The organism is Frisingicoccus sp. (genome assembly GCA_016298055.1).
Taxonomy (GTDB): domain Bacteria; phylum Bacillota; class Clostridia; order Lachnospirales; family Lachnospiraceae; genus Frisingicoccus.
Genome location: JAEDDO010000029.1, coordinates 1 through 17,347, shown reverse-complemented (window position 1 = coordinate 17,347; position 17,347 = coordinate 1). Strand labels below are relative to the sequence as shown.

21 protein-coding genes and 7 tRNA genes are annotated in these 17,347 nt (G+C 41.9%); 1 reads left to right on the top strand and 27 read right to left on the bottom strand.

The features are described 5' to 3' along the window. Positions 1-61 precede the first annotated feature (61 nt). The 24 genes from QZZ35_RS04265 to QZZ35_RS04150 all read right to left on the bottom strand — a co-directional run bounded on the left by QZZ35_RS04265 (position 62) and on the right by QZZ35_RS04150 (position 15,536). Positions 62-141: transfer RNA gene (locus QZZ35_RS04265), tRNA-Leu, on the bottom strand. 44 nt (positions 142-185) lie between these two features. Beyond that, positions 186-258, bottom strand: a tRNA-Lys gene (locus QZZ35_RS04260). Positions 259-327: 69 nt separating this feature from the next. Further along, a tRNA-Gln gene (locus QZZ35_RS04255) sits at positions 328-400 on the bottom strand. A 24-nt stretch (positions 401-424) separates the two neighbouring features. Next, positions 425-498: transfer RNA gene (locus QZZ35_RS04250), tRNA-His, on the bottom strand. A 6-nt stretch (positions 499-504) separates the two neighbouring features. Next, positions 505-578 (bottom strand) — tRNA-Arg (locus QZZ35_RS04245). Between the two features lie 36 nt (positions 579-614). Further along, positions 615-685, bottom strand: a tRNA-Gly gene (locus tag QZZ35_RS04240). 12 nt (positions 686-697) lie between these two features. Beyond that, positions 698-772: transfer RNA gene (locus QZZ35_RS04235), tRNA-Pro, on the bottom strand. 289 nt (positions 773-1,061) lie between these two features. After that, positions 1,062-2,906, bottom strand: coding sequence for a peptide ABC transporter substrate-binding protein (locus QZZ35_RS04230; protein WP_291236301.1), 1,845 nt, complete (start codon positions 2,904-2,906; stop codon positions 1,062-1,064). A 71-nt stretch (positions 2,907-2,977) separates the two neighbouring features. Continuing rightward, positions 2,978-3,958: an ABC transporter ATP-binding protein gene (locus QZZ35_RS04225; RefSeq protein ID WP_291236300.1), complete on the bottom strand. Its 981-nt coding sequence runs from the start codon at positions 3,956-3,958 to the stop codon at positions 2,978-2,980. Then, the gene (locus QZZ35_RS04220) at positions 3,955-5,001 is read right to left on the bottom strand and encodes an ABC transporter ATP-binding protein (RefSeq protein WP_291236299.1); all 1,047 of its coding nucleotides are present in this window, start codon (positions 4,999-5,001) and stop codon (positions 3,955-3,957) included. The genes QZZ35_RS04225 and QZZ35_RS04220 overlap by 4 nt, the downstream gene beginning before the upstream one ends. 17 nt (positions 5,002-5,018) lie before the next feature. After that, positions 5,019-6,077, bottom strand: coding sequence for an ABC transporter permease (locus tag QZZ35_RS04215; RefSeq protein ID WP_291236298.1), 1,059 nt, complete (start codon positions 6,075-6,077; stop codon positions 5,019-5,021). Between the two features lie 14 nt (positions 6,078-6,091). Continuing rightward, entirely contained in the window at positions 6,092-7,021 is a 930-nt protein-coding gene (locus QZZ35_RS04210) for an ABC transporter permease (RefSeq protein ID WP_291236297.1), read from the bottom strand. Between the two features lie 118 nt (positions 7,022-7,139). After that, positions 7,140-7,625: a metallophosphoesterase gene (locus tag QZZ35_RS04205; RefSeq protein ID WP_291236296.1), complete on the bottom strand. Its 486-nt coding sequence runs from the start codon at positions 7,623-7,625 to the stop codon at positions 7,140-7,142. Further along, complete coding sequence (locus QZZ35_RS04200; protein WP_291236295.1) at positions 7,622-8,218, bottom strand: XTP/dITP diphosphatase; 597 nt, start codon at positions 8,216-8,218, stop codon at positions 7,622-7,624. The genes QZZ35_RS04205 and QZZ35_RS04200 overlap by 4 nt, the downstream gene beginning before the upstream one ends. Before the next feature lie 12 nt (positions 8,219-8,230). Beyond that, positions 8,231-9,859 (bottom strand): lectin like domain-containing protein, encoded by a 1,629-nt coding sequence (locus QZZ35_RS04195; RefSeq protein WP_291236294.1) that lies wholly within the window; start codon positions 9,857-9,859, stop codon positions 8,231-8,233. Position 9,860: 1 nt separating this feature from the next. Next, positions 9,861-11,018, bottom strand: a complete 1,158-nt coding sequence (locus QZZ35_RS04190; RefSeq protein WP_291236293.1) for a THUMP domain-containing class I SAM-dependent RNA methyltransferase — start codon at positions 11,016-11,018, stop codon at positions 9,861-9,863. Between the two features lie 75 nt (positions 11,019-11,093). Then, positions 11,094-11,399 carry a rhodanese-like domain-containing protein gene (locus QZZ35_RS04185; RefSeq protein ID WP_291236292.1) on the bottom strand — a complete coding sequence of 102 codons (306 nt, stop codon included), beginning with the start codon at positions 11,397-11,399 and terminating at the stop codon, positions 11,094-11,096. 115 nt (positions 11,400-11,514) lie between these two features. Then, a complete protein-coding gene (locus tag QZZ35_RS04180; RefSeq protein ID WP_291236291.1) occupies positions 11,515-11,715 on the bottom strand; it encodes a hypothetical protein in 201 nt (66 codons plus the stop codon). 66 nt (positions 11,716-11,781) lie between these two features. Beyond that, complete coding sequence (locus tag QZZ35_RS04175; RefSeq protein WP_291236303.1) at positions 11,782-12,333, bottom strand: DUF5662 family protein; 552 nt, start codon at positions 12,331-12,333, stop codon at positions 11,782-11,784. A gap of 101 nt (positions 12,334-12,434) precedes the next feature. Then, on the bottom strand, positions 12,435-12,677 hold the full coding sequence (locus QZZ35_RS04170; RefSeq protein WP_291236302.1) for a transcriptional repressor: 243 nt from the start codon (positions 12,675-12,677) through the stop codon (positions 12,435-12,437). A gap of 46 nt (positions 12,678-12,723) precedes the next feature. Then, positions 12,724-12,852 (bottom strand): FeoB-associated Cys-rich membrane protein, encoded by a 129-nt coding sequence (locus QZZ35_RS04165; protein WP_291236290.1) that lies wholly within the window; start codon positions 12,850-12,852, stop codon positions 12,724-12,726. Between the two features lie 21 nt (positions 12,853-12,873). Next, positions 12,874-15,021: a ferrous iron transport protein B gene (gene feoB / locus QZZ35_RS04160; RefSeq protein WP_291236289.1), complete on the bottom strand. Its 2,148-nt coding sequence runs from the start codon at positions 15,019-15,021 to the stop codon at positions 12,874-12,876. 65 nt (positions 15,022-15,086) lie between these two features. Beyond that, a complete protein-coding gene (locus QZZ35_RS04155; RefSeq protein WP_291236288.1) occupies positions 15,087-15,308 on the bottom strand; it encodes a FeoA family protein in 222 nt (73 codons plus the stop codon). Positions 15,309-15,326: 18 nt separating this feature from the next. Then, positions 15,327-15,536: a FeoA family protein gene (locus tag QZZ35_RS04150; RefSeq protein ID WP_291236287.1), complete on the bottom strand. Its 210-nt coding sequence runs from the start codon at positions 15,534-15,536 to the stop codon at positions 15,327-15,329. Between the two features lie 150 nt (positions 15,537-15,686). On the opposite strand from QZZ35_RS04150, the gene QZZ35_RS04145 reads away from it, so the two are divergent. Beyond that, positions 15,687-16,073, top strand: a complete 387-nt coding sequence (locus tag QZZ35_RS04145) for a metal-dependent transcriptional regulator (RefSeq protein ID WP_291236286.1) — start codon at positions 15,687-15,689, stop codon at positions 16,071-16,073. A 60-nt stretch (positions 16,074-16,133) separates the two neighbouring features. Here QZZ35_RS04145 and QZZ35_RS04140 read toward each other — a convergent pair whose 3' ends face one another. From QZZ35_RS04140 to QZZ35_RS04130, 3 genes are all read right to left on the bottom strand, one after another. Beyond that, positions 16,134-16,412, bottom strand: a complete 279-nt coding sequence (locus tag QZZ35_RS04140) for a DUF2325 domain-containing protein (protein ID WP_291236285.1) — start codon at positions 16,410-16,412, stop codon at positions 16,134-16,136. A gap of 20 nt (positions 16,413-16,432) precedes the next feature. After that, on the bottom strand, positions 16,433-16,864 hold the full coding sequence (locus QZZ35_RS04135; protein WP_291236284.1) for a flavodoxin: 432 nt from the start codon (positions 16,862-16,864) through the stop codon (positions 16,433-16,435). Positions 16,865-16,893: 29 nt separating this feature from the next. Next, positions 16,894-17,347: DUF3793 family protein (locus QZZ35_RS04130; RefSeq protein WP_291236283.1), on the bottom strand; the 454-nt coding region annotated here is incomplete at its 5' end.

Below are 17,347 nucleotides of genomic sequence, written 5' to 3'. Positions count from 1 at the left end.
TTGGATATACATCAAAAAAGGACCGTGCCTCAAACATCACCGAGGGTTACGGTCCTTCGTGTGCGGATAACAGGAATCGAACCTGCACGGTTGCCCGCTAGATCCTAAGTCTAGTGCGTCTGCCAGTTCCGCCATATCCGCGTAAAACATTGAAAAAGACCTGCATACTTGGATGCAGGTCTTAGTGAGGCATCGGGGATTCGAACCCCGGACAACTTGATTAAAAGTCAAGTGCTCTACCGACTGAGCTAATACCCCACATTATTTTTTTAAGGTACGAAACCTTCTTTATGAACACCCTTTGCACTGCTGCGATGGCTGCTCCAACTGGGCTAGTTGGATTCGAACCAACGTAATGCAGGAGTCAAAGTCCTGTGCCTTACCGCTTGGCGATAGCCCATCAAAAATGTACCTCACGGTAGAGGGTGGATACAGGGACTCGAACCCTGGGCCTCCAGAGCCACAATCTGGCGCGCTAACCAACTGCGCTATACCCACCATAAGCGAGCCTGAAGGGATTCGAACCCCCGACCCACGGCTTAGAAGGCCGTTGCTCTATCCAGCTGAGCTACAGACTCACGGTTTCATATAAATGTGGAATTAGGCTCCACAAAAGCGGGTGATGGGAATCGAACCCACGTATCTAGCTTGGAAGGCTAGTGTTCTACCATTGAACTACACCCGCACATTAAAAAAGTCGGGGTGACAGGATTCGAACCTGCGACCTCTTGATCCCAAATCAAGCGCTCTAGCCAAGCTGAGCCACACCCCGGTAGTTACTGTGTCCGTCTTTCTTATCCGTAAGACGTTATTCATTATATATCATGTACTCTGCTTTGTCAACACTTTTTTTAACTTTTTTATTTTGTTTTTTTCAAGTGTCTCGCAACTGAGTACTTTGTTAGTATAACAGGTCTTCCCCCATTTGTAAAGAGTATTTTTGAAAAAATTTAAATTTTTTCATCAACTACAACACTTCTGTCGAAGATTATCTGCTCCTTGCAAATCAGAGTTACAATTACAGTAAAGGCGGCTCCAAAAGGAACCGCCTGATACCCTTATTATTCAGCTATTGTTGTATACATGAAGTATTTGAATCCAAGTGGATTGGAGTAGAATCCCTGAACACTGTCATCAAGCATATACAGGTCTGTATAGAAGTAAAGCGGTACGATACATCCTGTATCCATAAGCATATCTTCTGCAAGATGCATTAATTCATAACGTACTTCTTCATCTGTACAGGATTTGATTGTAGAGATGAGAACGTCATATGTCTGAGCCCATGTTCCGTCTTCAACTTTTACATCATAACCATACTCTGTAAGATCAAGGTCATATATAGCAATATCTTTGTTTGCTCCCTTTCCGAACTGAACATCATTATTACCGGAATTGGAAACCCACATATCCAGGAAACTGATTGGGTCATTGTAATCTGCTAACCATCCGTTACGTGCGATAGAATAACCTCCGCTCTTACGTGTGTTAAGGAATGTGTTCCATTCCTGATTTTCAAGATTTACAGTAGCACCTACACCAGACATAGCAGACTGAACATATTCACCGATAGCCTGATGTGCATCCGATGTATTGTAAAGATATGACAAAGTAGGAATATCTGTAAATGTACCTGTAGCTTCATCATATGTATAATATTTCTTTAAGATTTCGATTGCTTCATTGTAGTTGGATTCGAAAGCTTCCTCAGATACATTATAGTAACCATAATAATCATCGGAATCTCCCGCTGTCTGATAGAATTCTGTTCCATCAGGATTTGTCATACCCATAGCTACGAAAGAAGATGCAGGAACCTGTCCGCCCTGAGCAATATCATTTACGATGTAGTTACGATCGTAAATAAGTGAAAATGCTTTACGGATTTCTGCTTCAGCTTCTGCTTTTTCAGCACCTTCCAATGTGGAACCTGCAGGCAGAAGATTTTCATTGATATTCCAGCATACATAATATGTACCAATCTGTCCTGCAACAACGAATTCATCCGGATACTCTGTTTTAAGAGTTGCGATTTCGTTTGTAGGAATATCATCAATTAACTGCCACTCACCATTTTTAAAGTTTGTGAGCATATTGTTGTTGTCATCAGAGAGATAGAAGTCGATTCTTGGCATTGTAACTTCATCTGCATCGATATATTCCGGATTCTTTTCCATTGTGATTACACTGTTATGTTTCCAGTCTGTGATCACATAAGGACCATTACATACATATGTGGAAGGATCTGTTGCCCAAGCTTCATTTGCAACAACATCTTCACGTACCGGGAAATATGTAGGGAATGCAAGCAATTCATTCCAGTAGCTGACATAATTTGACAGAGTAACTTCAAGAGTTCTGTCATCAAGTGCTTTAACATTAAGCTCAGCATCCGGGTTTACAGGATTGCCGTCAGCATCTGTATCCCATACATCTGCATAACCGTCAACGATTTCAAACATATAACCATAGTCTGCAGCAAGTTCAACAGATGCTGCACGTTTCCATGCAAATTCGAAATCACCTGCTGTTACAGGCTGTCCGTCAGACCATTTAAGACCTTCACGTAGTGTGTAAGTATAAGTAACTGTTCCATCCTCGTTTTCTACTCCTTCAACGAGTTCTTCAGCAGCATCAGGGGCAATAACAAGTTTACCACTTTCGTCCTGTGCCCATTTAGCAAGACCGGAGAATAAATGTGTTGCCATTGTTCCGCCGTCTACTGCACTGTTTAATGCAGGGTCGATTGTATCTGGTTCAGATGCAAGACATACTGCAAGAGAATCTGCACTGGCTGTACTTTCTCCGCCTTTTGCAGTTGTTTCTTTAGAAGAAGAACCGCCGCCGCAGGCTACTAAACCGAAAGTCATGGAACATGCCAATGCAAGTGCAATGATTTTTTTCATAAGATCATTTCCTTTCTTATATTTTATTCTATGTTTAAATGCACCGGAAGCTTGACGAGTGCATTTGAAACCTAATTGATTTCTTTTGCTCTGTGACAGGCAATAAAATGTCCGGCCTCAATCTCCTCAAAAGGAGGCATTGTCTGAGAACATATATCTGTCGCATAAGCGCACCGCGTATGGAACGGACATCCGGATGGTGCATTTAAAGGACTCGGAATATCCCCTTTAAGAACAATACGTTTATTTGCCCGGGCAATCTTCGGATCCGGAACAGGAACGGCTGACAATAAAGATTTAGAATACGGATGCAGCGGACGGTTATAAATTTCATCCGAATCTGCCAGTTCAACCATCTTTCCGAGGTACATAACCGCAATACGATCACTGATGTGACGTACGACCAACAGGTCGTGGGCAATAAACAGATATGTCAGTCCCAATTCCTCCTGAAGCTCATCAAACATATTAATGACCTGAGCCTGAATAGATACATCCAATGCAGATACCGGTTCATCACAAATAATAAAATCCGGATTAACGGCCAGAGATCTGGCAATACCGATACGCTGACGCTGACCGCCTGAGAATTCATGCGCATAACGGGCCGCATGCTCACTGTTCAGACCGACTTTTCCCATCAGATCAAGAATGCGTTCACGACGCTCCTCTTTCGTTTTATACAACTGATGTACATCCAGAGGTTCTCCGATAATATCTTCAACTGTCATACGAGGATTCAGGGATGAATATGGATCCTGGAATACCATCGTTGCTTTTTTTCGAAATTCATTTACATCATTTTTTGTCTCGATCTTCTTTCCGTTATACCAGACTTCCCCACCTGTCGGTTTATAAAGATGAAGAATGGTACGGCCTACCGTTGTCTTTCCACAACCGGATTCCCCAACAAGTCCGAGGGTCTCTCCTTTTTGAATTGTAAAGGAAACATCATCCACTGCTTTCAGCGATTTTGACTTAAACATACCTACGGAAATATCAAAATACTTTTTTAAATTTTTCACTTCAATAAGGGGCTGTTTTGTACTCATGGTCGTTCACCGCCTTCTGCATTTGTTTCTCCTTTATCATACCCGTCAAAACATACCTGCATGCTGCCGTCTTCAGCACCTTTTTTTACATTCATCCAGCATGCTGCCTGATGTGACTCGTTAATGCGCATACGCTCGCATTTCTTTTCGATACAGATCTTCATGGCTGCATCACAACGAGGTGCGAAAGCACAGCCTTTCGGCATATTTAAAAGGTCAATCGGTGTACCTGTAATCGGCTGAAGTTTTTTTCCTGCCGTATGTGCTGTCGGAATTGAACGCATAAGTCCTTTTGTATACTCATGACGCGGATTATAGAAAATCTCATCCGCTGTTCCCTGCTCACAGATAGAACCTGCATACATAACAATAACTTCATCGCATAACTGGGCAACGACTCCCAAATCGTGGGTAATCATGATAATCGCCATGCCCAATTCTTCCTGAAGAGACTTCATAAGTTCAAGAATCTGTGCCTGAATAGTAACATCCAGCGCAGTTGTCGGTTCATCCGCAATAAGAATATCCGGCTCACATGCCAGTGCCATGGCAATCATGACTCTCTGACGCATACCGCCTGAGAATTCATAAGGATACTGTTTCATACGTCTCTCCGGTTCATTCACATTTACCAGGCGGAGCATCTCTACAGCACGGTCATAGGCCTGTTTCTTATCTCTGTCAGTATGAAGCAATATCGCTTCCATTAACTGTTTTCCAATCGTATATGTTGGGTTAAGTGATGTCATCGGGTCCTGAAAGATAATAGAAATCTTGTTTCCGCGGACAGTACGCATTACCTTTTCACCGGAATTTACAAGTTCCTGTCCGTCAAGTTTGATGGATCCGCCGACAATCTTGCCCGCACTGGCTAAAATCTGCATAATCGAATAAGCTGTAACAGATTTTCCGGAACCGGACTCACCTACAATGCCTAATACTTTTCCCCGTTCCAGATTAAATGAAACGCCGTTTACTGCACGAACCTCTCCGGCATCTGTAAAGAAAGAGGTATGCAAATCATTTACTTCCAATAAAGCCATTCTACATTACTCCTTTCTTAGACATTCAGTTTTGGATCGAAAGCATCACGAAGACCATCGCCAAAAAGGTTCAGCGAAAGCACGATCAGAGAAATTACAATCGCAGGGATAACCAGACGGAATGGATAAGAAGCCAGACCGTTCAGTGCCTCTGAAGCTAAAGATCCAAGTGAAGGCATCGGCGCATTGACACCAAGTCCCAGGAAAGACAAATAACTCTCTGTAAAGATTGCATTCGGAATTTGTAAGGCTGTAGAAATAATAACAACACTGATACAGTTCGGAATCAAATGCTTTCGGATAATCCATCCTGCCTTTGCTCCTGTAGCCTGTGCAGCCAGAACATACTCCTGCTCTCTGAGGGAGAGTATCTGTCCACGGATCAGACGGGACATGGAAACCCAGTACAATATGCCGAAAACAACAAATAAACTGATAATGTTTGAACCGATCTTTGCAAGAACCGTTCCGTCAATGACTGGTCCCAGAGTAACCTTCAATACGGAAGATAACAAAATAACCATTAACATATCCGGAAGCGAATAAATCATATCAACAATACGCATGATGATAAGATCCACTTTACCGCCGCAATAGCCTGCTATAGACCCTACCGTCATACCGATGACAAGTACGATCAGACTGGCAAAAAAGCCAACAGCCATGGAAATTCGTGTGCCATATACCACACGGATAAAATAATCACGCCCCTGAGCATCTGTTCCGAAAATATGAGGGAAGATATTCTCACCTGCTTCAATTCTCTGCTGCTCTGTCTTTCCATATTCAAAAGGCCGGAGATTATTATAAGAAGCATCCACTGATTTTCCCGGCCGAACTCCCAACATGGAGTCATAGGAATACGGATAAAACATCGGGATGAAAATAGCACTCAAAGTAATCAGTACGATAATAATAAAACTGATCGTCGCAACTTTATTCTTCAGCAGACGCTTTACACCATCTTTAAAAAATGTAGAAGACGGACGCATCTGGACCATATAAGCTTTATCCTCTTCACTGGCAGGCATAAAGGCATCCACATCTACATGGAAACTGAAAGGTCTTTTATTCATTTGTATTCTTCCTCCTATTCCAAAGTAATACGTGGATCAACCACTTTATAAAGAATATCACTTACAAGATTCATAACAACAATTAATACAGCCAAAACGATCGTTGTTCCCATGATCAACGGATAATCACGACCGGTAATACTGTTCACGAAAGCTCGTCCGATACCCGGTACAGCAAAAATCTGCTCAACGACCAGTGATCCGGTTACAATATAGGCCAGCATCGGTCCAAAATATGTAATAACAGGAATTAGAGAGTTTTTAAGAGCATGTCCAAAAATAATATCCTTACCGGACACACCTTTTGCCCTTGCTGTACGAATATAATCCTGCCCCAGCACATCCAGCATAGATGAACGAGTCAGACGCGTAATGTAAGCCATCGGATACAAAGCTAATGTGACAACCGGAAGAATAAGTCCCCCCTGTGCAACACCATTCGCCGGGAGTATTCTCAGCTTAATCGCAAATAATACAAGCAGCAATGATCCCATAATAAAAGACGGCATAGATACAAATGCCGTTGTAATGACCATAATGATCTTATCCGGAATCGAATTTCTCCGAAGTGCCGCCAAAGCTCCCAGAACAACACCGATAATCAGTGCTGCGAAAGCTGCTGTAAGACCCAGTTTAATGGATACAGACATACCATCTACAATAATATCAATGACATTTCGTCCTCTCTGCGTCAGAGACGGACCAAAGTCAAACTTAGTGACAACATCCTTTAAATAAGTAGCATACTGCTCCATCAACGGTTTATCCATACCGTATTTTGCCTCCAATGCCGCGGTAGCTGCTTCTGAAAGTGCTTTTTCACTCGCAAATGGTCCTCCAGGAACCGCCCGCATGACAAAGAAGGTAACTGTGATAACGACCCATACTGTCAATAAAGCCAGCACAAGTCGTTTCAAAATGTAGAAAGCTGTTTTTGAATTCATTTTCTTCACCTTACCATTCTTTTTTTGTATTCTCCCAAGGAATACAAGCTATAATATAATACTATACCTAAAATTTGCCCATATGACAACTATAAACATCATTTTTACCATATTTTTTCTATTTTTCGAGATAATTCAATGCAAAATGTAACTCTCCATATCTGTCAATATCCAAAAGAATATAGGATGGTCTGCGATTTTCCTGGCGCGGATATGAAATACTTCCCGGATTCACTGCAATAACATCATCATCCAGATCAATGACCGGACGGTGAGTGTGTCCAAAGAAAGCAACATCGCACTCCAATTCCCTTGCCCGCTCCTTAAGCCGTGTTATATCATAGCTGACACCATATCTATGTCCGTGTGTCATAAAAATTTTATGTCTTCCGATCACCACGATCTTCTCTGCAGGGACAGACGTAAAGAAATCGTTATTACCGCTGATCATATGCACAGGGCATGGTGCTATATCCTCAATATAACCTTCACTGCCCTCCAGATCGCCTAAATGGAAAATCAAATCCAGAGGTGCAGTAAGTCGAAGCACTTTTTCCAAATTTCCATTTTTTCCATGTGTATCGCTGACAATTAAAATTCTCATATATCCCTCTGACGAATAATTTCTCTCATAGCTCTCAGAGCTTTCCCTCTGTGACTTATCTCATTTTTCTCTTCCGGTGACAACTGGGCTGTTGTACATCCGTATTCAGGTACAAAAAAAATCGGATCATACCCAAAGCCATTTTCTCCGGCAGGTTCATAACCGATCTGGCCTTCTATAGTACCTCTGCAAGTTTCTTCAGAACCATCAGGAAAAGCAGCCGCAATCGCACAAACAAAACGAGCCGATCGCTCTTCTCCGGAAAGCCCTTTCAATCTTTCGATAATATTCGCATTTTTGAGGTCATAAGATGTATCTTCGCCCATATAACGTGCAGAATAGATTCCCGGCTCCTTATTGAGAGCATCAACTTCAAGTCCGGAATCGTCCGCCAGAACAATACATCCTGACAGATCTCGAATAGCCCGGGCCTTAATCAGGGCATTCTCTTCAAATGTCTTTCCATCTTCGATAATATCCGCATCAATTCCGGCTTCTTTCATAGATAATATCTCTACATCTATATCGTTTAAAATTTCTCTTATCTCTTTCATCTTATTTTGATTTGATGTAGCAAAAATAATTGTATTCATAACATCCTCCTTTTATCCAGTAAATGCCTTCAGACATATATTGCACTGATATTCATCCTCGGTCGAAACCCAGTTCACACCGTCGTGGCTTATATATCCCTCTCCATCATTCACATCTGCTTTGCTGGTCAACTCTGATGCTTTATACTCAACAGCAACAGGTCTTTCAGAACCTTCTGTTTTCATGTGTATCATGACGGCAAATTTTTCTCCCATCTCTAAAGCCTCCATCTGAGGAATATCAAAGGTATAATATCCCCCATATTCCAGATATCCGCTTCCAACATAGACAGGATGTGTCAAATCCGATTGCTCCAGATATTGAGGCACCACATAAACGTCATAGGATGAACGTCCATCCACAGCATAAAAGCTGACAGCTTTCAACATTTCTGATTTTCTTGCTGTGTAAATATTGGAAAACCAGGCTTCAGATGTGCCATATCCCAGAGTTCCAGCCCATCCAAGCAGATCCGACTGATAAATCTCCTGATAATTATCACTATTCTCCAGCCGGGTATACACAATGCCTGAATTACCCAGATTCACATCTTCATAGGAAACGTAAAAATATCCGTTATCTCCAAAATCTGTTCCCCAACTGTTTCGACACAAAAACGCCCCGTCATTCTGAGGCATATGTGTAAAATTCTCTCTGCTGTAAGTATCATCCCAGCCAATAATAATAAGATCATGATTGACATTCTCTGTACCCGAATAATAGTATGCGCTCTTCAAAGGATTATAATCTTCGGAACCATCCCACAAATTTTCAACAGACATATACAAAGAACTCTCCACACTGCCATACCGTAAAATCATAGATTTGATCCATCCAATATCTTTTGTTTTAAACAGCCTGGCTTCCTGAAGATGTTTCACTGACTTAAGCAAAGGATCTGTCACTCCGTCGCCATAAGGATCATCAGCTTCAAGGACAGGTCCCTTCCATGACGCCAGATAAGCCAGTGCCATATTATAATCACCGCCGTCCGCCGGCAAAATATTAAATCCACTGTTCATCGTCATATGGTCAACTGAAAAATTCATAGACTCTCCCAAAGGCAATACCGTCTCAAGTGCTGCTGTCGATGCAAAGGCCCAACATGTACCGGACGTACCCTGATTTTCCACCTGGCTTAAAGAACGCACATCACGAAGATCATACTTTACCGGCAATTCCTGATTCTTATCTGACTCAAGAACAAGTCTGTATGCCTCATCACTCCATTCGTATTGAATCTCCAACGCTGCTGCCGTTTTATATATATCAATCATCACCGCTGTTCCATCGTCTTCCTCTAAAACAACAGCCCCGTCTTCAATATACTGTCCTTCGATACAACAAGCACCATCAAAACCAACAGAAATTGACTTGTGAAAATATTCTCCTGCCTTCGATAATGGCATCATTAAATGCATCGCATCTGACATATGCATATCATCAGTCGCAATTGAAACACCATTATAAATCAGCTCAAAACCCTTTTTGTTCACTGAATGTGCTCTTGCTTCAATATAGTAATTTTGTAAAGTCTCCGATGCCTGTCCGACCAGATAATGAACTTCCGGACGTGTTACCGCCATTACAACGGCACAGATGACGGCAAGCAGTAAAAAATAATGTTTTACATGCTTCAATTTATACCTCCTGTTTTTTACGTTTCGGAGGACGCGGACCCATAAACTCATATAAATAGGTTTTAATCATACCATTATAAATCTTTCTGTTCTTATCCGCTTTTCTGCCAATATATTTTTCTGCCTGATCATATGAAGTCAATACAAAATATGACCAGGAGTCCAGCCTTCTAAAAGCTTCCCCAATCTCCGTATACAGTTCCGGTAATGCCGCTTTCTCCTCCAGTCGCTCTCCATATGGCGGGTTTGTAATAACAAAGCCATATTTCTTCGGATGCCTTAGTGCATTCACCGGTCTCTGCTGCAAATGAATCAAATGATCTACACCTGCATCTATAGCATTCTGACGGGCATTCTTAATGATCTCTCCATCAATATCATAACCCTGAATATCCATATCAATCTGATCTTCTATAAGATCATTCGCCTCTGTTACGGCCTCATACCAGTCTTTCATTGGCAGAATATTCTTCCAGGCTTCTGCCGTGAATTCCCGATTCATCCCGGGAGCAATATTGGCCCCGATCATGGCAGCCTCAATAGGAAAGGTACCGCTGCCACAAAATGGATCGACCAGAATCCTGTCTTTATTCCACGGAGATAAAAGCAAAATAGCCGCTGCCAGTGTTTCTGACACAGGTGCTTTACTGCTCAGTTTTCTATAGCCTCGCTTATGTAAAGATTCACCGGATGTATCAAGAGCAATTGTCACCTCATCTTTATATATAAAGACTCTTAAAGGATAAATCGCTCCTTCCTCTTTAAACCAGCTTACCCGGTATGTCTGCTTTAATCGCTCCACGATTGCTTTTTTTATAATTGACTGAATATCGGAGCTGCTGAAAAGTTTACTTTTTGCCGTTGATGCTTTTTTTACCCAGAATCTGGCATCTGAAGGAAGATATTCCTCCCACGGCAGAGCCTTCGTCTGCTCAAACAACTCTTCAAAACTATAAGCTTTAAACCTTCCGATACACAAAAGAATTCTCTCGGCAGTTCTTAAAAATACATTGGCTCTTGCAATGGCCGAGGCTTCTCCCCGAAAAGACACACGGCCATCTTCAACCCGCGTAATCTCATACCCTAAATTAATTATTTCACGTTTTAAAACCGCTTCCATTCCAAAATGGCACGGTGCAGTAAATTCATAGAAGGACATACACTTTCTCCTTTTTTTAATTACTTTTATAGTATATACTTTTTCCCGCACTGCCGCAAGAAGATTTTATATCCGTCATTCCAGTATCAAAGGCCCTCTCCACGCTTCCATTCCTCCTCCCAGACTTAATATCTTATAGCCTTTTTTGCTTAATTTACGTCCCAGAAGAAGACTCGTCGCCCCCCGCTCACAGCACAGAATAATATTACCATAGGCTTTCAATATCGGAGCATTTTCATCAAAACCCGCGTAAGGCATCAAAACCGATCCCGGTATATGCTTTTTCAAGAAAGCTGCCTCATCCCGGATATCAATGATAATCGCATCCCCTTCCCTCATATATTTTAATACTTCGCCTGTCGATACCAGTTCCAAACTCAAACTATCCCCCCCATTCTCCCATAGTTTAATATATGCAAAATGCAGGATAGATTGATACAGGAAATGCCGCGGCAGCGTTTTCCTGCCTGCCGCGGCATTCTCATACTATTCCAGATTATCTTTCACAATTTCTGGAGGAATTTCTTTCAGAAGTACCATTCTGGGAAACCCCGTTTTTAGAATTGTTGCGTTCGCTGTTTCTGGAAGAATTGCGAGAAGAATTATTCTGCTCATTATTTCTTGTTGTTGAATAATTCTGCTCACTATTTCTTGTTGTTGAATCGTTTTCGTTGTTCTGATTGTAATTCTTTGCCATAATAGGACCTCCTTAATAAGATTACACTTGCTATTATGGCAGAATCGTACAAAAATATTCACCCATTCAATAATTGTATTTTCCTTTCAAAACAACATTTCGTATATAGGCCATCGTCCGATCTTCGCCATAACGACTGAGCATGACTAAAAGATGCTCAAGTAATTTTCGTGAATCCGGATGTATTGTCATATACTTCCGTGTTTTTTTATAATACTCCAAAGCATGACTGTCTGTATAAGCATCCTTTGCATATACTTTTGAAGCTGCCACACGGTCAATAAACATCTCCACAACATATCTGACCGGCATCTTCATTCCCTGAAGTCCCTTTGACCGATCAGAAGTCAAGTCAATCCAGTACTCATAATGATGCTTGTTGCGTCCCTTATGGTGCAGCCATGCTCTCGAATAGCCTACGGCCTCTTTTTCTGCCGCATTCGGACTTCTGTTTCCCTGATAATACAGAACACCTGTCCTGAATTCCTCCGGAGTATATTTTGAAAGATCATGCATCAATCCCTGATAATACAGACCAGCTTTGAAGCATCCCTGAAGAACTATCCATTTATGCTCGGTAATTGTTTTAAAATGTCTCCATCCGTTTTCAAATGACATCATACATCCCCTCCGTTCTTTGTAAAGAAAAAGAGTACTATCATATAAGATAATACTCTTTTAGGATACTCCACTTTATAAAAAATTACAACGCGGCATTTCTATACGGCAGTTTTTTCATCGCATTCATTTACTACATATCCCTGAACACGCCGGATAGCTCCAATATCTTCCAGTGTCAATAACATCCGATACACTGTTGCCTGACCGATATTCGGATTTCGTCGATATATCTCGTAATATATTTCCTTGAAATCCCCGGATTTTTTCATGGCAATCACCTCGATGATCAGCAATCGCTGCCTGGTGATACGTTTCCCGCGTTTTTTTAATTCCAGAATCATTTTTTCTGCAGTCCACATATCCTTCATCTTCTTTCTGTAAAAGCGGTCAATGGCAGCCTTTACATCCTCCGCACTGACCACTGCAGGCTTTTCCAGACTTTTTATCTTTATAAATACTTCTGACTGCAAGGAAAATCACCAGTATCACTCCCCCGCCAACAAAGACTGTTCCCATTTTTTTGCCCCTTTCAAATTATCATGCTTTCGCCATTGATTTCATATCTACGTCTAATTTCCCACTCTGCTTATATGGTCTGAAAAGCAGATAAATAAAGCCGATGACAACAAGAATCGCTGCTGCTGTGCCAATTCCGAATCCTGCTCCTGTAACAAAGTTTCCAATCTGATAAACACATAATGAAACGGCATAGGCCAGCACACACTGATAGATAATAGCAAACCATGTCCATTTTGCATTGTTCATCTCACGCCGGATTGCCCCGATTGCTGCAAAACACGGTGCACAGAGGAGATTAAATACAAGGAAGGAATATGCAGCAATAGATGTCATGCTGCCGGCAAGTGTTCCCCAGATTTCAGCACCGTCCTCAGCTACTTCCGCAAAACCGAAAAGAACACCGAATGTTCCTACAACATTTTCTTTTGCAATGAGACCGGTGACTGTCGCCACAGCCATACGCCAGTCTCCCCATCCAAGCGGTTTAAATATCGGTGCAATCACACCTCCGACAGCTGCAAGAATGCTGCTGTCAAGCTGTTCCGCCTCAAGCATTCCGAAGCTGCCCTCTGACCAGCCAAAATTCATAAGGAACCAGAGAACAATCGTTGATAAAAGAATAATTGTCCCCGCTTTTTTTATAAATGACCATCCGCGCTCCCACATACTGCGCAGAACATTTGTCACCGTCGGCATATGATATGCCGGAAGTTCCATAACGAAAGGTGCCGGATCACCTGCAAACATTTTCGTTTTCTTTAAGATGATACCGGAGCAAACAATCGCTGCCGCTCCCACAAAAAATGCACTTGTTGCCACCCATGCGGAACCACCGAAGAATGCCCCTGCGATCAATGCAATAATCGGCATTTTGGCACCACAAGGAATAAAAGTTGTCGTCATAATTGTCATCTTGCGATCTCTGTCATTTTCGATCGTTCTGGATGCCATGACACCCGGTACGCCACATCCGGTTCCAATCAGCATCGGAATAAAGGATTTTCCGGAAAGACCAAATTTTCTAAAAATACGATCCATAATAAACGCAATACGCGCCATATAGCCGCACGCTTCTAAAAATGCAAGAAAAATAAACAATACAAGCATCTGCGGCACAAAACCGAGTACAGCACCCACACCGGCCACAATACCGTCAAGAATAAGGCTCTGAAGCCATCCGGCACAATTCACACTTATAAGAAAACTTTCAATAGCCGGCGGAATAATCTCACCAAAGAGTACATCATTCGTCCAGTCTGTTACAAAAGTTCCCACTGTTGTAACAGAGATATAATAGACAAACCACATAACAACAGCAAAAATCGGTAATGCGAGCCAGCGATTTGTCACCACACGGTCAATCTTATCGGATACAGTAAGTTTTCCCTTTCCTGCTCTGTTATAACTTTTTCCGATCACTGAAGTTATATACGTATACCGTTCATTCGTAATAATACTCTCCGCATCATCATCCTGGCTTTCTTCTGCCTTTACAATAAGATCCTCTACGTCCGGTACCGTTTTCATAGTATCCGCAATTTTGTCATCTCGTTCAAATAATTTAATTGCATAAAAACGTCTCTGTTCATCCGGGATTTCCGCCCCGAGTCTTTCTTCAATCTGTTCAAGGACTTTTTCTGTCTCCGCGGAAAATTTATGAACAGGCGCGGCGGCATGCCGGGATGCACAAGCAATGGCTTTATCTGCCGCATCCATAATTCCCTTACCTTTTAAAGCGGAAATTTCTACCACATCACAGCCAAGATCTTTGCCCAATTGACAAATATCAATCTTATCTCCGTTTTTTTCCACAATATCCATCATATTGACAGCCATAACCACCGGAATTCCCAATTCCATCAGCTGGGTGGATAAATATAAATTACGTTCAAGATTTGTACCGTCCACAATATTCAAAATAACATCCGGACGCTCTGTAATTAAATAATTACGAGCTACGACTTCTTCCAATGTGTAGGGAGACAATGAATAAATTCCCGGAAGGTCCATAATGATCACATCTTTATGACCTTTGAGACGTCCCTCTTTTTTCTCAACTGTAACACCCGGCCAGTTGCCGACAAACTGATTTGAACCGGTTAAACCATTAAACAACGTCGTTTTGCCGCAGTTTGGATTTCCTGCAAGCGCAATCTTAATTGACATTTCTGCGTCCTCCTTTATCCCCTCTGATTAGTTTTTCCTAACTTGTGTCGTTTAAAAAAAGTACCCTACTGTACTTCAATCATTTCCGCATCTGCTTTTCTTAGAGATAATTCATATCCTCTGACCGTTACTTCAATGGGATCGCCTAACGGTGCAACTTTTCGTACAAAAACTTCAGTCCCCTTTGTAATTCCCATATCCATAATGCGGCGCTTCACAGCCCCTGCGCCATGCAGCTTAACTACAGATACACTTTGCCCACATTCCACTTCTTTTAATGTCTGCATCCTGTTTGCCTCCCCTTTTTATATCATTATTTTATTTGCCATCTCTTTGCTGATTGCTACTCTTGATCCTTTTATATTCACAATCAGATTTCCATTCATTTCGGAAACGATAGATACAACCGCCCCTACGACAAATCCAAGGCTTTCTAAAAATTTTCGCGCCCCATCTCTTCCGCCAATTCGTTTTATTTCTTTTTCTTCACCGGCTTTCGCCATTGTTAAAGGCATCCTGATCGCTCCCTTCTATGGTTAGTATTTTCTAACTGCCTTTAAAGATTAGCACTAACTAACCTTTTTGTCAAGTACTTTTTGAAGCTTTGTTTTTCTTCTTCTATATGATATAATAAAATCATTCTATTGTAACAGGGGGATTTATACATGAAAATACAGGAATCTGCTGAAAATTATCTGGAAACAATCCTTATACTCAGTCAGAAAAATACGCAGGTCCGCTCCATCGATATTGCCACTGAACTTGGATTTTCAAAACCCAGTGTGAGTGTGGCTATGAAAAACCTCCGCGAGAATGGTTATATTACCGTAAACGACCACGGACATATTTCTTTGACAGACAGCGGACGAGCTATAGCTGATACCATTTACGAACGCCACACTTTATTATCAAAATGTCTGGAGTATCTTGGCGTCAACCCTGAAACTGCTGCCCGGGACGCCTGCCGAATTGAACATGTCATCAGTACCGAAAGCTTTGCAGCTATCAAGAAGCATGCCCATATTTACTTAAAATCAACGGATGATGAATAAAAACCGGATGGCAATACAGTCTTTCATCTGTAAAGCCATCCGGTTTCAGGTTTATGGAGATCAACCAACATTTTCCAGAATATCTGTCAATGCTGTGCTGCTGCTTGTATGACAACGAATAATTTGTGCCTTTGAACGTTTTGCCTCGTCAAGAGCACATTTCACCATCTTATGGGAGACCGTATTTGTAAACAATATAAACATATCCGGTCTGCCCATCTGTTTATTCAGATCCGCTGACATTTGGGTGAATACTTTCACCTTATGATGATAATTCCTGCAGATTTTTTTATATTGGCCAACCATGCGTTCATGACCGCCTACAATTACGATACTCATAGAAATTCCCGCCTTCCTGTTTAAGCTCTCGCCAAATCCCGGCCAAGCTCTTTACAAGCTTCTACTGCTTCCTCATCAGGAGCCTCATTGCAGATGGCATCCTCACCTCCGATGACTCTGGCTCCGGCCGCTTTCATATCTGCTTCCCATATGCGCATCCACTCACCGTCTCCCCAACCATAGGATCCGAAAAGACCAATTGTTTTTCCCGCCGCAAAAGCTTTTACAGCCTCAACAAAGGGTTCCATTTCCCCTTCTTCCAATTGCTCAGCCCCCATAGAAGGGCAGCCGAGTGCAAAAACGGAAGCATCCTTCAAACTGTCCGGTGTAATATCACTGATTGAAACAACCCTTGCTTTCTTCCCTGATTCTTCGATTCCCTGTCCAACATAGTCGGCCATCGCTGCTGTATTTCCTGTTCCACTCCAATATGCTACAATAATTTCGCTCATTCTATTTTCCTCCTGATTTGTATAATTTTTTATGCAGATACATACTGCCATTCCATCGTGATCTGCCACAGATTTTTTCCTTTTCTGGCTTCTTCAACAAACACTTTTCGAATTTCTTCATAGGTCCTGAAAAGTTCTTTTCTTTCTTCTACATTTTCATATACTTTCCAGTAACCGCAATAAAGGTAATTCTTTCCCTCATATTTTATAAATCCTTTGACATCCGCCATCGGATAGCCCAGAAACACACCCATTTCATGGGGAAATGGCAGATTTTTGTCTTTTCTGTACTGACGAAAACGCTGACTGAATTTCATGAGCATTCTCTCAAGGGTATCTTCTTCATACCCCCACTCCCTTAAAAAAAGCATCTGTTCTTTTCCAAGTACTGTTTCTTCCATAGCTTCCTTTCGATAAAGCAGCCAGATGTTTTTTTCTTCTCCCGCATACAGACATCTCCAGGAAAGGCCTGTACCTTCCAGC

Bases quoted from the DNA above. Each gene is read 5' to 3' on its own strand.
- QZZ35_RS04205 (WP_291236296.1), bottom strand. From the start codon at position 7,625: ATGAGAATTTTAATTGTCAGCGATACACATGGAAAAAATGGAAATTTG.
- QZZ35_RS04175 (WP_291236303.1), bottom strand. From the start codon at position 12,333: ATGTCATTTGAAAACGGATGGAGACATTTTAAAACAATTACCGAGCAT.
- QZZ35_RS04200 (WP_291236295.1), bottom strand. From the start codon at position 8,218: ATGAATACAATTATTTTTGCTACATCAAATCAAAATAAGATGAAAGAG.
- QZZ35_RS04165 (WP_291236290.1), bottom strand. From the start codon at position 12,852: ATGGGAACAGTCTTTGTTGGCGGGGGAGTGATACTGGTGATTTTCCTT.
- QZZ35_RS04145 (WP_291236286.1), top strand. From the start codon at position 15,687: ATGAAAATACAGGAATCTGCTGAAAATTATCTGGAAACAATCCTTATA.
- QZZ35_RS04220 (WP_291236299.1), bottom strand. From the start codon at position 5,001: ATGGCTTTATTGGAAGTAAATGATTTGCATACCTCTTTCTTTACAGAT.
- QZZ35_RS04170 (WP_291236302.1), bottom strand. From the start codon at position 12,677: ATGATTCTGGAATTAAAAAAACGCGGGAAACGTATCACCAGGCAGCGA.
- QZZ35_RS04150 (WP_291236287.1), bottom strand. From the start codon at position 15,536: ATGCCTTTAACAATGGCGAAAGCCGGTGAAGAAAAAGAAATAAAACGA.
- QZZ35_RS04135 (WP_291236284.1), bottom strand. From the start codon at position 16,864: ATGAGCGAAATTATTGTAGCATATTGGAGTGGAACAGGAAATACAGCA.
- QZZ35_RS04140 (WP_291236285.1), bottom strand. From the start codon at position 16,412: ATGAGTATCGTAATTGTAGGCGGTCATGAACGCATGGTTGGCCAATAT.
- QZZ35_RS04180 (WP_291236291.1), bottom strand. From the start codon at position 11,715: ATGGCAAAGAATTACAATCAGAACAACGAAAACGATTCAACAACAAGA.
- QZZ35_RS04230 (WP_291236301.1), bottom strand. From the start codon at position 2,906: ATGAAAAAAATCATTGCACTTGCATTGGCATGTTCCATGACTTTCGGT.
- QZZ35_RS04155 (WP_291236288.1), bottom strand. From the start codon at position 15,308: ATGCAGACATTAAAAGAAGTGGAATGTGGGCAAAGTGTATCTGTAGTT.
- QZZ35_RS04215 (WP_291236298.1), bottom strand. From the start codon at position 6,077: ATGAATAAAAGACCTTTCAGTTTCCATGTAGATGTGGATGCCTTTATG.
- feoB (WP_291236289.1), bottom strand. From the start codon at position 15,021: ATGTCAATTAAGATTGCGCTTGCAGGAAATCCAAACTGCGGCAAAACG.
- QZZ35_RS04210 (WP_291236297.1), bottom strand. From the start codon at position 7,021: ATGAATTCAAAAACAGCTTTCTACATTTTGAAACGACTTGTGCTGGCT.
- QZZ35_RS04190 (WP_291236293.1), bottom strand. From the start codon at position 11,018: ATGTCCTTCTATGAATTTACTGCACCGTGCCATTTTGGAATGGAAGCG.
- QZZ35_RS04225 (WP_291236300.1), bottom strand. From the start codon at position 3,958: ATGAGTACAAAACAGCCCCTTATTGAAGTGAAAAATTTAAAAAAGTAT.